At 44.3% G+C, this 13,307-nt stretch carries 10 protein-coding genes; 5 read left to right on the forward strand and 5 right to left on the reverse strand.

Going from position 1 to position 13,307, the window contains the following annotated elements; genetic code table 11:
• Window positions 1-551: 551 nt before the first annotated feature.
• From OCV37_RS09270 to OCV37_RS19760, 3 genes are all read left to right on the forward strand, one after another.
• A complete protein-coding gene (locus OCV37_RS09270; RefSeq protein WP_038179474.1) occupies window positions 552-1,433 on the forward strand; it encodes an NAD(P)-dependent oxidoreductase in 882 nt (293 codons plus the stop codon).
• A 976-nt stretch (window positions 1,434-2,409) separates the two neighbouring features.
• Window positions 2,410-4,257 (forward strand): cellulase family glycosylhydrolase, encoded by a 1,848-nt coding sequence (locus tag OCV37_RS09275; RefSeq protein ID WP_084717434.1) that lies wholly within the window; start codon window positions 2,410-2,412, stop codon window positions 4,255-4,257.
• A gap of 40 nt (window positions 4,258-4,297) precedes the next feature.
• A complete protein-coding gene (locus tag OCV37_RS19760; RefSeq protein WP_038179473.1) occupies window positions 4,298-5,701 on the forward strand; it encodes a family 43 glycosylhydrolase in 1,404 nt (467 codons plus the stop codon).
• Window positions 5,702-6,216: 515 nt separating this feature from the next.
• Here OCV37_RS19760 and OCV37_RS09290 read toward each other — a convergent pair.
• Window positions 6,217-7,134, reverse strand: a complete 918-nt coding sequence (locus tag OCV37_RS09290) for a LysR family transcriptional regulator (protein ID WP_038179632.1) — start codon at window positions 7,132-7,134, stop codon at window positions 6,217-6,219.
• A gap of 79 nt (window positions 7,135-7,213) precedes the next feature.
• Between OCV37_RS09290 and OCV37_RS09295 the strand changes: the two genes are divergently transcribed.
• Entirely contained in the window at window positions 7,214-8,161 is a 948-nt protein-coding gene (locus OCV37_RS09295) for an MBL fold metallo-hydrolase (RefSeq protein WP_038179472.1), read from the forward strand.
• A gap of 248 nt (window positions 8,162-8,409) precedes the next feature.
• Window positions 8,410-9,024, forward strand: coding sequence for a LysE family translocator (locus OCV37_RS09300; RefSeq protein WP_038179471.1), 615 nt, complete (start codon window positions 8,410-8,412; stop codon window positions 9,022-9,024).
• Window positions 9,025-9,153: 129 nt separating this feature from the next.
• On the opposite strand, the gene OCV37_RS09305 is transcribed toward OCV37_RS09300, so the two are convergent.
• The 4 genes from OCV37_RS09305 to OCV37_RS09320 form a co-directional block, all read right to left on the reverse strand.
• Complete coding sequence (locus tag OCV37_RS09305) at window positions 9,154-9,309, reverse strand: hypothetical protein (protein WP_157634906.1); 156 nt, start codon at window positions 9,307-9,309, stop codon at window positions 9,154-9,156.
• A gap of 708 nt (window positions 9,310-10,017) precedes the next feature.
• Window positions 10,018-10,902 carry a HEPN domain-containing protein gene (locus OCV37_RS09310; RefSeq protein WP_038179470.1) on the reverse strand — a complete coding sequence of 295 codons (885 nt, stop codon included), beginning with the start codon at window positions 10,900-10,902 and terminating at the stop codon, window positions 10,018-10,020.
• Window positions 10,903-11,080: 178 nt separating this feature from the next.
• Window positions 11,081-11,506, reverse strand: coding sequence for an N-acetyltransferase (locus OCV37_RS09315; RefSeq protein ID WP_038179468.1), 426 nt, complete (start codon window positions 11,504-11,506; stop codon window positions 11,081-11,083).
• 238 nt (window positions 11,507-11,744) lie between these two features.
• Window positions 11,745-13,259, reverse strand: coding sequence for a hypothetical protein (locus OCV37_RS09320; protein ID WP_038179466.1), 1,515 nt, complete (start codon window positions 13,257-13,259; stop codon window positions 11,745-11,747).
• Between the last annotated feature and the right edge of the window lie 48 nt (window positions 13,260-13,307).

Genomic DNA, 13,307 nt, shown 5'->3' on the forward strand with positions numbered 1-13,307 from the left:
CGGATGGATGCTCTGCCATATCAAATCCTAGTTTGCGACTTCCGTACTTAGGTAATGCCAACCGAGTAACCTCCCCCAACTCTATTTAATCATCTTACTGATTCATCTCGTGCTTAATGACAGTTTAGTTCACGAAATTCAATACAACCTATATCGGCCCATCATGATATAACTAGAAGTTATTGTTCAATTCTATACTAAAAATGTTCAATATTTGGATCGTATGCACAAAATAACCCGTTACATCTCAGTTTATCTGCTGATGGTGTGATCTCTTGTTATTCGCGTCTGCTCAAATGATTCACACTAGCATCGTCGCGGCTCTTTCGCTGGGTTGGCCATTCATCCATGCTGAAACAGCGAACGTCGTTAAAACAGTCAACATATGTTCTAACAGGCACCACTCGTAAATACCGATTGACATATGTCAATAAGTTCAATTATAGTCACCAGCACTCACAGGATAACAACATGATTTGTCTGTATCTTTAATCGATGTCGACACAACGCATGACCTATCTCAATTCTCTTTTCTTGCGCAAGGAGCACTTATGAATATTACCAATGTTGCATTTATCGGCTTGGGCGTCATGGGGTATCCCATGGCAGGTTATCTTGCCAAAGCAGGCTATCAGACTCACGTCTATAACCGAACCCCTGCCAAGGCAAAAGCTTGGGAGCAGGACTACTCAGGTCAGTCCCATCCGACCCCGAAACTTGCTGCTGAAGGTTGTGAAGCCATTTTTCTCTGTGTCGGAAATGATCAGGATGTCCGCAGCGTCATGTATGGTGATGACGGGATTATTGCCGGGACGAAACCCGGGGCGATTATCGTTGATCACACCACGACCTCTGCAGAACTTGCGCTTGAACTGGCTCAGGCCTGCCGGGAAAAAGGCATCTCATTTATCGATGCCCCGGTATCCGGAGGACAAGCCGGTGCCGAGAATGGCACGCTCACTATTATGTGCGGCGGTGAAGCTGATGTTTTCAGCCAGATCCAACCCGTTATGGCCCACTATGCCAAGCAGTCAGAACGACTCGGGACTCACGGACAGGGTCAGCGCTGTAAAATGGTCAACCAGATTTGTATTGCCGGCGCGCTACAGGGACTCAGTGAGGCATTACAACTGGCACAAGCCGCTGATCTGGATATTGAACAAGTGGTCAATGTGATTAAACACGGCGCTGCCGGCTCATGGCAAATGGAAAACCGTGCCGTGACAATGTCACAGAATAAGTTTGATTTCGGTTTTGCTATCGACTGGATGAGAAAAGATTTAGGCTTCTGTCTTCAAGAAGCAGCGCGTCACCAGATTGATCTTCCGATGACAAAAGAAGTCGATGCCATGTACGCCGAACTTCAGGAACGGGGACTGGGACGGATGGATACTTCGGTATTAATCAAAGCCTACGATAAAACCTCAAAATAAATCTTTATCATGCGATTCGTGATTAATCAGGCCGAAGCACAACGCTTCGGTCTAAATATCATCACTAAACTATGCGTGTTTCAATACATACCGAGACCGTGCTTTGCTTGAAAATTATCACATCTATTATTTCAACCTCTCCTTGACATTTGCTGAAAAACTGCCTTTCTTAAACTGTATGATTCCCTGTAAAGTTTAATCTTATTGAAATATAAATTTCTGCCAGATTTATATTTTATAACCACCTTGAAATAATATTTCACTGTAAAACAAAATTTATCAATACCATTACTAAATAATGTAAAGCTATCAAATAAAGATCCATGAAATATTTCAGGGATAATTGAAAACAATGAGCCATTTCAAATAATCAGTCAGTATCTGATCAGACTCGATGATCACACAGGATAGAAAAAACACATAAAATATATAAAAATCAAACAAATAAAATAATGAAAGATAATTACAGTGAGATCCCGCTTATGAACAACATCATCATTCAATTCACTCGAATCATCTTCAGCATAACGTATGACATCTTATTTACTGGTTACAAAAACATCCTTAATTATTTACTGAATTGATGAACTCAAACCGAAACACAATAAATTATGATGACAAGCATATAAATTATTGTGTTATTTTTTTCGATAAAAATAACAGTTCAATAATTAATCTAAAAAATATTCCATTCTATTTTTGACAGCGCTTTATCCAGTGACTAGTAGTTAGTGTGTTTAATTAGATCATTTGTTTTCGATCTATTTTCAGTTTTTTACTGATAATTTTCTGGTTCTGCCGAGTTGTTATCAATTAAAAGCAAAATCTATCACTCGGATTTTTATTTCAACTTATGGACTCAGGGTCGAGTCAGGGGGTGGATGAACATTCATTTATGGATAGCAACACATCATTTTCAGCATTAAAAATAATTACTTAAAAATAAATAGTTAAAAATAATTGAAAGGAGTAACAAATGAGAAAACAGCGAGTTTTCAAGAACATCAGTTGCAGGAAACAAACGCTTAGTATTGGTATCAGTCTGGCTTTAGCGGCGATGTCCGGTTCTGCCTATGCAGCATGTAGTTATGAAGTTCAGAGTGACTGGGGCTCAGGCTTCGTTGCTAACGTGACTGTAAAAAATGATACCACCAGTGCGGTATCGGCATGGAATGTCGGCTGGGAATATACTAAAGGCGCTAAAATTACCAATATCTGGAATGCGGTACTATCCGGTACCAACCCATATACTGCAAGTAGTACAGCTTCAAACGGTAGTCTACAACCCGGCTCTAGCACCACATTCGGCTTTCAGGGCACAGGTGCTGCCGAGGTACCAACGCTGACCGGTTCACTATGTGGTGACAGCGGCGGCGACAATGGCGGCGGCGATAACGGCGGTGGCGACAACGGTGGCGGTGATAACGGCGGCGACGGCAATCAAGTCGTTTTCCGTGTTAACGAAAATGGCCATATCACTAAAGATGATGTTGTTAAACCAGTACATTGCGGCTCATGGTTTGGTCTGGAAGGTCGTCACGAACAGGCGAACGACTCTGTAAACCCTAGCGGCGCACCGATGGAACTCTATATGGGTAACACGTTCTGGGCGAACAACAGCCAAGGCACCGGCCGGACAATCCAACAGACAATGGATGAAATCAAAGAGAAAGGTATCAACCTGATTCGTCTGCCGATTGCACCGCAAACACTGGATCCCGATGACCCGCAAGGTCAGCCTCGTGTCTTTAAAAACCATGAATCTGTTCGTGCCACCAATGCGCGTCAGGCACTGGAAGACTTCATCAAACTGGCTGACAAAAATGGTATCGATATTCTGCTCGATATCCACTCCTGCTCAAATTATCTGGGCTGGCGTGCGGGACGTTTAGACGCAACCCCACCTTATGCTGATGCAAACCGTGACAACTACCCCTACAAACGTGAAGACTACTCCTGTGGTACCGATGTCGGTCCTGGCGTGACTGTTCAGGAATACAACGAACAGAAATGGCTTGAAGACCTGCGTCAACTGGCTCGTTTCGCAGATGAGCTGAAAGTGAATAACATCCTCGGGATCGATATCTTTAACGAACCATGGGATTACACTTGGACCGATTGGAAAACACTGGCTGAACATGCTTATGAAGCCATCAACGAAGAAAACAAAAATGTGTTGATCTGGGTTGAAGGTATCAGTAGCGGCACTTCCGATGGCACACCAAGCCCTCATGGCGATGAAGCAACCAATCCAAACTGGGGTGAAAACTTCTTCTCTATGGCAACAAGCCCACTGAACATTCCAAAAGATCGTTTAGTGCTGTCACCACACACTTACGGCCCTTCTGTTTCTGTACAGAAACAGTTCATGGATCCGGCACAACCTGAGTGTGCTGGCTTATCTGAAGAAGAAGCGGCAAAAGCGAAATGTAACATTGTGATCAACCCAGAATTGCTCAGACAAGGTTGGGAAGAACACTTCGGTTACCTCAAAGATGAAGGTTATGCCATTGTGATCGGTGAGTTCGGTGGTCACTATGACTGGCCGAAATCAGGTGCCGTCCGGATTCAGGATATGTGGGGCTACCTCCCTCGTTCTGACTACGATAAAAAATGGCAAAATGCGCTTGTTGACTACATGTCAGACAAGAACATTGAAGGTTGCTACTGGAGTATCAACCCAGAATCAGACGACACCGGTGGTTTGTACACTCACGCCTATGATGCACGCACTAACACATCTGGCTGGGGTGAATGGACTGGCTTCGAAACTGAAAAATGGGACATGTTACAACGGTTGTGGGATTCAAACACCGTTAAGTAACAGTTGATCGTTGACCTCTCATGATAGTGAAGGTGTTTCAATGAGAACACGCGACATTATATTTCTTGCGGGCTTCGTGCTCGCAGGAACGGTACAAGCAAACGTCGGGAATGGTGTTTATACCATTCAGTCGAAGGTGAGCGGGAAATTAGTCGAAGTCGCAAATGCTGACCAAAAGAATGGCGCCAACATCAGCCAGTGGCCGGATAACGGCCATAATACGCAACGTTGGATCATTACTCAGCGCGATGACGGTTATTACTCCATCATCAACCTACACAGTGCCAAAGCAATGGAAGTATACCGCTCTGGCACCGCGGACGGTGACAATGTCTCGCAATGGCAATATTGGGGTGGCGACACTCAAAAGTGGGACATTCGGGATCTCAATAACAGCTACTATGTACTGGTCAATAAAAATAGCGCGAAAGCGCTGGATTTATGGGACTGGGATACCGCTGACGGCGCAAATATCGATCAGTGGGAGGTCAATAATCTCGATGTGCAACAGTTTCGTCTCAATTTAGTGCGGGCCTCTGGTGGTCAGCCGGTAGATACCTCATCGACCAATGGCAGAACCAATCATTGGCCTTTAAGCGGCAATTTAGGCACACATGATCCAACCATTGCCTATGAAAACGGGACTTGGTGGGAATTTCAAACCGGTAAAGGGATTTATGGCAAAGTCAGCTACAACGGCTTGGACTGGAATCCGTTACCATCGGTTTTTCCACATGGTTTAAGCTGGTGGTACACCTATGTCCCCGGTTTGAAAAACGATGATGTCTGGGCTCCGGATGTGAAACATTATAATGGCCGAGTCTGGCTCTATTATGCGGTTTCAACATTTGGTTCCCGTGTGTCAGCGATTGGTTTGGCTTCCGCCTCAAGTCTAGCGGCTGGTGACTGGCAAGATCACGGCATGGTCATTCATACGACCACGGCCAATGATTACAATGCCATTGACCCTGACTTAGTGATTGATAAAGCCGGCGATCCATGGCTGACCTTTGGCTCTTTTGGCTCAGGGATTAAGCTGGTTCGTCTCAATCCAATCACCATGAAACCGATTGGTGAGCTATCGAGTCTGGCCAGTCGTTCCGGTGGGATTGAAGCCCCCAGTATTGTTTATCGTCGTGGTTACTATTATCTGTTTGTGTCCACAGGTCGCTGTTGTCGTGGCGTCGACAGCACCTATCAAATCCGTTATGGTCGAGCAACCAGTATCACTGGTCCATATCTGGATAAAAATGGTCAAGACATGATGAATGGTGGCGGCACGTTACTCGATGGGGGCAACAAACGGTGGATTGGCCCCGGCGGTCAGGACATTGCCAATACCGATGTTATCGTCCGTCATGCTTATGACGCGACCGATAACGGCAATTCAAAATTGCTGATTAGCACATTAAACTGGGATAGTAACGGCTGGCCGAGATATTAAAACCAGCTCACGATGTTTATCAGATGAGTGTTCATCCAATCAATGTCATCAAAAGCGGGCGACTGTCACCAGTGGCCCGCTTTTTTATCCTCTTCATTTGCTCCTCACCCCACGTTATGCCCGCGATGTTGCTCCCTCTTATGTTTCTCAATCGACTCGTTTTCTCGCCCCCTTATCTTTCACGCCCGCCGGTGTTGCTCAAAGCTGTCAATCGACCATAACATCTGGTTGCATAAATCACATCACGTTTGTTGCAAAATAAAAACAAATTATCATTTTGCAAATAAGATATGAGTGTAACTGTATTGAGTTTTGATTAATATTTAACCAAGCCGTTTAAAATCAATTAGTTATCAACATTTTAATTTTTGGCACACATCATGCAATAACAAGTATGACCCTTATTAAGCCGAGGGTCACCTAGCCAACTGACGTTGTTAGTGAACCAAATTGTTCATATCGATAGCCAATCACACTCTTTGTGGTTGGCTTTTTTTATATCTCACAGGTCAAGCTCATCGCATCACTTGCTGCAAATGTTCTAACAACCACCGCTGGGCTGCATCTTGACTCAACCTTTTATGCCATAACAGACATAACTTAATGTCCTCATATCCCATCGGCACATCACTCATCATGAGATTGTAATGCTGCTGCCAAATGACAGCGAGCCCATGAGGCACCGTTGCCAAAAATGGCTGCTGCTTTAAAAGCAACGGATAAGAAGAGAAATGAGGTGAAACATAACGGATATGGCGTGATTTGCCTTGTTGTGCCAAAAATTGATCCAGTTGACTACTGGTTGCATTACGATAGGACACCAACAGATGTTCTTTACTCAAAAACTCATCCAAGGTGATCGGGTCTGAAAGTGACATTTGCGCGGGTGACCAAACCGTTTTGTAGCCCATACGCCGGACATGTAAACTCTCCGTTTCCAACGTCGATATGGTATCCAACGAGATAGCTACATCCACAATCCCTTCTTCTACAGCATCACGCGCCGTATAAGGATCAACATTGACCACCTTCAGATAAACGCCCGGAGCATCTTGATATATCTGTTGTAAAAGCGTTGGCATCACCCATTGTTCAACCCATTCACTCATGCCAATCCGAAAGGTTTTCACACTGGTCTGGGGGGAGAAAACCGGTACATCAAATAACTGGCTATGGAGGGATCCCATCAGCGGTGTCAGCGCTTGAACCAATGTTTCAGCACGGGGGGTTGCAATCATCCCGCTGCCTTGTCTCACGAATAAAGGATCGCCGACGAGCTCCCTAAGTCGCTTCAGCGCACCGCTTACGGCAGGCTGCCCCAGATACAAGCGTTCCGCAGCTTTGGTGACACTTTGCTCATGATACAAAGCCAATAACACCACCAGCAAATTTAAGTCCACTCGTCTAATATCATCAATAACAATATGGTTCATCAAGACAATCAATTTAATTAATAAACAGAGGATGAATATACTCCAGAAACTCAATCGATCAATCTCATCAGAGGAAACCATGAAAAAATTTTGGATCATATCTTTTATATTGCTAGCGAATTTCGCCAATGCATCCACCTATCTCGATGCGCAGCAAGCGCCGGGCTACTATCGGATTAAACTCGGTAAACTACTTGTGACGGCAGTTTCAGACGGGACGGTCAATGTACCGTTCGATAAAATCCTGACCCATACCAGCAAAAAATCGATTCATCAGGCACTCCAATCCGCCTATCTGCAATCACCGGTAGAAACATCAATCAATACATTTGTGATTGATGATGGTAAACAACAGATTTTAGTCGATGCCGGCGCAGGCGATCTATTTGGCGACTTGGGCGGACACCTGCTCAGTAATCTTGCCGCCGCCGGATATCCGGCAGAGAGCATCGATGCGGTATTACTGACCCATATCCATGCCGATCATTCCGGTGGCATCAGCAGAAACGGACATGTGGCATTTCCTAACGCCACCGTGTATGTCGATCAGCATGATGCTGACTTTTGGCTGAACGAGAAAAACATCAGCCATGTTGAGGCAGACCAGCGCCATACATTTGCCGACACCCAAAAGACGGTCGGCCCGGTCAAAGATGCCGGTAAATTAACCACATTTCAGGCACCGGTAGCATTATTTCCGGGCATACAAGCGATTCCGGCACCGGGACACACACCGGGCAGCGTGATTTACAAAGTGTCCAGCGCAGGGAAAAATCTGGTGTTGTGGGGCGATATTATCCATATCAAAACCATCCAACTCCCCTCACCTTCGGTCGCAATTCACTTTGACGTCAATCAGCAAAAAGCCGTTGAAACACGGAAGAAAGTCTTGCAACAAGTGGTCAAAGAAGGCGATCTCGTTGCGGCTGCGCATATCTCCTTCCCGGGCTTCGGGCATGTCGTGAAAGCGCAACACGGATATCGCTGGTTACCCGTAGAGTATACTAACGCGCTGAACAGCAAATAAATCGTATCCACTCGCCGCCTTTTCGAGGTATGAATATGCCCATGATGCCGAGACGTTCCGGCCTCATGGGACAACAACACGAGGATCCCATATCTGCTGATCTCTATACCTCAATACGATCACAGTGACTGGATGGCATCGATGGAACGATAACGCCCCAAACCAAACAATAATGGTCAATACTTCACCACTCCGATATGATAATCCAATTGTTTTCGAAACATGCTGGCTCAGCACAAGGATTGTTTATGCCAATTGAATTTCTTCTGACGTCACTGATTGTTGTTCTGCTTCCCGGGACGGGGGTGTTATATACCGTATCGATTGGCCTGACTCGCGGTGCCAAAGCCAGCCTCTATGCGGCACTCGGCTGTACCGCCGGTATTATTCCGCATCTGGTTGCCAGCGTTTTCGGGCTGGCGGCCATTTTACATACCAGCGCAGTCCTGTTTCAGCTATTGAAATATGCTGGCGTGATCTATCTGGCTTATCTGGCTTGGGGGATGTGGAAAGACGCCGGCGCACTGACACTTCAGAATGAGAACACATCTCAAACGGGTTATCTTGCTATTGCATCCAAAGCCGTATTGATTAATTTACTCAACCCGAAACTGTCGATCTTTTTCCTCGCTTTCTTACCTCAATTTGTCCCTGCGCAACAGACGGCTCCGATACTGCACATGTTGATCCTGAGTCTGGTGTTCATGTTGATGACCTTCGTCGTGTTTGTCATCTACGGCCTGCTGGCCAATAAAATCCGTCATGCCATCATCCAGTCACCCCAAATTGTCCGTCGGATCCAAAAAAGCTTCGCCGGACTGTTTGTATTAATGGGAATAAAACTGGCCACGATGGAACGTTAGTTGTTCAGCGAGGCAGGTGACGTATCACAAATCGTCACGTCCTGAATGATTAGGCTTTTCCGGGCAGGACGCCCGTAAAAGCTGGTTCTGGACAACGTGCGATCAAGCCGAACAAAAAAGATGTTCTGGTTACGCTTGCATCTTGGCAAGAGTAACTGGCGCACTGAGCACAAATGCCTCTGAAACCGCAAAACGTAATTGTGCGTCACATCTGGGAGCCCAAGGCTGGGAAGATAAAATTTGTAATGCAGGTGTTTGGTGCGCAATGACTTTCTCCGAACTCATTGCCATCTCCGAAAGCGCCCCAGTTCCTTTTGATGGATGTCAAAAGGAACCAAAAGCATCTTTTTGAGTTCAGCGCACATAATCAGGGTCGGATTGATTCGCATCCTGCTCAAGCAATCCTGAAAATTCATCCTTGAATTTTCCCCCTGAGATCATCGATCAATTTAGCTTTTTTAAAAAGATTTCACTCTATTCAAATCAACCACCAAACCAAGAAAATCATTCAAGGATGAATGATTAGGCTTTTCCGGGCAGGACGCCCGTAAAAGCTGGTTCTGGACAACGTGCGATCAAGCCGAACAAAAAAGATGTTCTGGTTCGTCTTTCATCTCTGAAAGATGAACTGGCGCACTGAGTAACAATGTCTCTGAAATTGAGGAACGTAATTGTGCGTCAAACTGCAACGCCGGAGGCTGGAAAAGTAAAAGGGTGATGCTGAGTTTGGGACGCAATGACTTTCTTCGATTTCATTAGCTTCTTCGAAAGCGCCCCAGTTCCTTTTGATGGATGTCAAAAGGAACCAAAAACATCTTTTTAAGTTCAGCGCACGTAATCAGGGACGCTTTTATTCGCTCCTGCTCACAAAAAGCTTAAAATTCATCCATGAATTTTACCCTGAGATCATCGATCAATTTGGCTTCGTCTTAGAAAGATTTCACACAACTCAAATCAACCACCTGATCTAGAAAACTATTCACGGATGAATGGTTAAGCAGAATCTATCCGCGCTAAACAGACCCGTTCAACCACTGCTTTTAACTGCAACACTCTCCCTTCGAGATAAGCCAGCTCCTCTGCGGTAATTTCATAATGCTCGGAATAACGGGCTTCGATATAGGCGCGTTGCAAACGGCGGAAGCTGCGACGGTGGAATTTATTGTCGAGCGGGAAAATTGTTTTAAACTCAGGCTCGATTTGCGCGCACAGTTTACTCAGCTTTTCGATATTGTGGGATTTGGGTAAGTAGTTGGTGCATGTGAGTAACACACAAGCAAAGAATCTTTCTGTGGCTTGATGTAAATCGAAAGCCGCAAGGTTAATCATATCTTCTTCTGATTGATGGTAATGGTATGTTTTTACATAATCACTACCCGCTTTTAACCACTGTTCATAATGCTTTCGGGCTATTTCCCGCAATTCTTTCTCCGTCAAATCCCCCGGCTCAATCAGCGGTTTCGGTGTTGCGGCAAACAGTTCAATCCCCTCTTCACGGATATCCTTAAAGAAATAATGCCCCTGCTGCAATCGTTCATTTACTTCCTGCAAATCGTGAACAATCAAACCCAACGGCGCGGATTTCACTTTGCGATCAATTTGCTCTTCCGCCCGCTGCCAGACTACATAATCCTCCACCAAGGCAGCTTTGTTGACGATCACCAGAATATCGTAATCGCTGATGTAACCATTGACCGGATCGCTGACCCAATTGCCTTTAGCGTGGCTGCCGAACAGAATAATTTTCAGGATACGAAATTCACTTTTACTCCCCGTTTTGCCCTCAAGATAGTCTTCCAGCGTATCGCGCAGAATGGTCGAGATCGTGGCAAGCTCTTGCTGTTTGAATTCAGGCAGGTGGTCGAGGGAGGTTTTCATAATCGTGCTTCGCTTTGGTGGATAACATGGCTCTAGCATAAAAGAAGCATCCAGCAAAAAACACTGTTTATCATAGTTTTAGCATGATTGAAGGGTAAAATGCGACGCGGTTCTTTTTTATTTCTGTCCCCGATGATTGTCTCAGGTTTCGGCTTCGAGGCATCACACACAATGATGCTTATGTGGCCGAACGCATGGTATATTCGGGGTATCCCGTATGTTCATCGCGTTGTTCACTCACCACATGAAAACCTTGCAATACATAGAACTGATAGCTGGCCTGATTTTCTTGGTACACAGACAGACTTAACCGGGCTCTCTGCGTTTTAGCATGATTTAACAGTTGCTTACCGATACCCTTCCCCTGAAGTTCAGGCACGACAAATAGAGCAGCAAGGGTATTTTCGTACAATGCGTAAAACCCGACTACTTGAGACTCGGTTTCGAAAACCCAGACCTCTGAGGCCGGAATATAAATATTGCGCATGTTCTCGACTTGAGATTCCCAGAACTCTGCTGAAACAAAATCGTGGGCTTTCACTGATGCTTTCAGCCAGATATCCAGCACTGAATCTAAGTCTTCTTCGCTGTATTTTCTTATCATTTTTAGATTATGGGGCGTTGGGTTTATTGGGGGATATAATGCCTGTAAGCAGGAAGCAACGCTACCACCTAGCCTAAACCATTACACCGTAAAAAACGAAACTCAACGATGGAGATACAAAGCGTTGGTGATGATTGCATATAACTTCTCTGTATTCTTTAGTTCAGAACTTATAGTCCAGCATTTTAACGCCTCAATCAGCCGCGACAGTGATCGGCTGGATTGAATTGTTATGTTTCTACATGATTGCTGATTTGATATCTCTAATGATATTAGCCCCAACTCTTCTATCACTAGGGGTTTTAGCAAAAGCAACTATATAACGACTGTCATCAATAAACCGTAGGTGGTTGTGATTGCCATCTTCAACTACTTCTAGACCCATGACTTTAAGAGAGCTTCTCATGCTAGATGTCATCCCGTTATAATTGTTAAAAATTTGCTTTAACTCTTCTAAAAGTCGATCCCGAGTGCCATCCACAGGATTATTTTCTAAAATATCATTGAGTAGCTGATACTTTCTAGAATTCTTCTGAAATGATTTTGCATAGTCATTAAGAACATCAAGGACTAAATCAGTAATCTCTCCCTTAAATTTTTCCTCCTCATTGCCGAAAATTAGAATTGGGCTGCCTTGCTTTGATGAGTTACCTTGAAGATCGTCAAATCTAAGCTTCAATACTTTATAATCAGATTTATATTTTTCTAGTTGATCTTGGGCTCCGATTGTTGCAAGTATTTGTTCATTAATTTCGCACTCATACTTTTCCTTAAGTTGTTCAATAACGTTTTCTTGTTCTTCAAGCTGTGAAAAAGCTTCTTCTGCAAGCGCTTGATATTCACTATCATTGTTAAGTTCTACAAAACGTTTCTTTAGCTGAATTCTGGAGTCTTTTTGCCTCTTAGCCCTGACATCTGTTGGACTAAAATGCCTTTTCTTATTGTAACCGTTAGTCGTATGGGTGATAAATGAAAGGATATGGTGTATTAAATTTTCATTAGACTGAGTGACATCTGTTAGGGTATCTCGCCTCAATAATTGACTATAGCAATATCCTCGACCAAAAGAAGGATAGATAATGTTTATAGCGCCGTCCCAAGCTGAGTATTGTCGCGTCAAGGTACCTTCTAACTCCCAACTATCAATTTCCTCTTCAGAGCAAACCACTTGCGCTAAGCCAACTAACTGCTGCTGCAATATTTTAGGGTTAACTAGTGGCTGATTATCTTTTTTACAATTGCTAACAAAAACAAGTGGATAGTTTCGCTCTGAACGTTCAATTTCAAAACTAAGTGCTTTGAAATCATCAAGATTATTTTTAATATTTTGAACACGAAGTCCAACTGTGGTTTTTGGGTTGAGGCTGGCATTTTCAAGTAGGAAACTGACCAGTTTTGGTCTAGTAGTGCTCGGTATATCCTTTACCAAAGTACTGATATCGCTGGTTTCAAGTAGGACCGAAACAGTTGTAGCATCACCTTCATATTTAATTCCAATCTCTGTAATCCATTGTCTTCCTCTTACAGTTCGATCTGGATGGCTAAGTAAGATGGAGTAAATTGCTGGCGCTAGTTCACAAGCAGCAAATGTTCTCACTTTGGTTTTTTCAATAGAAAATTCTTCTCCACTCAGCAACATATCGCTTGTAAAATGAAGCTTTGTAACGGTTTTCAGCCAGCCAGCTATTGTTCTAAGAGCAACAGAAAAACTATCGCTTCCTACTATTTCAAACTGATTTACGTAAATTATCATTTCGCTCCCTCTTGGTAGACTCTACTTTTCTGCTGTGAACATAACGCC

The organism is Vibrio rhizosphaerae (assembly GCF_024347095.1).
In the GTDB taxonomy this organism is placed as follows: domain Bacteria; phylum Pseudomonadota; class Gammaproteobacteria; order Enterobacterales; family Vibrionaceae; genus Vibrio; species Vibrio rhizosphaerae.

What these genes read in the sequence shown, in the direction of transcription:
- OCV37_RS09305 (WP_157634906.1), bottom strand. Translation starts at nt 9,309, where the DNA reads ATGAGTTCGGAGAAAGTCATTGCGCACCAAACACCTGCATTACAAATT.
- OCV37_RS09300 (WP_038179471.1), top strand. Translation starts at nt 8,410, where the DNA reads ATGCCAATTGAATTTCTTCTGACGTCACTGATTGTTGTTCTGCTTCCC.
- OCV37_RS09295 (WP_038179472.1), top strand. Translation starts at nt 7,214, where the DNA reads ATGAAAAAATTTTGGATCATATCTTTTATATTGCTAGCGAATTTCGCC.
- OCV37_RS09290 (WP_038179632.1), bottom strand. Translation starts at nt 7,134, where the DNA reads ATGAACCATATTGTTATTGATGATATTAGACGAGTGGACTTAAATTTG.
- OCV37_RS19760 (WP_038179473.1), top strand. Translation starts at nt 4,298, where the DNA reads ATGAGAACACGCGACATTATATTTCTTGCGGGCTTCGTGCTCGCAGGA.
- OCV37_RS09270 (WP_038179474.1), top strand. Translation starts at nt 552, where the DNA reads ATGAATATTACCAATGTTGCATTTATCGGCTTGGGCGTCATGGGGTAT.
- OCV37_RS09275 (WP_084717434.1), top strand. Translation starts at nt 2,410, where the DNA reads ATGAGAAAACAGCGAGTTTTCAAGAACATCAGTTGCAGGAAACAAACG.
- OCV37_RS09315 (WP_038179468.1), bottom strand. Translation starts at nt 11,506, where the DNA reads ATGATAAGAAAATACAGCGAAGAAGACTTAGATTCAGTGCTGGATATC.
- OCV37_RS09320 (WP_038179466.1), bottom strand. Translation starts at nt 13,259, where the DNA reads ATGATAATTTACGTAAATCAGTTTGAAATAGTAGGAAGCGATAGTTTT.
- OCV37_RS09310 (WP_038179470.1), bottom strand. Translation starts at nt 10,902, where the DNA reads ATGAAAACCTCCCTCGACCACCTGCCTGAATTCAAACAGCAAGAGCTT.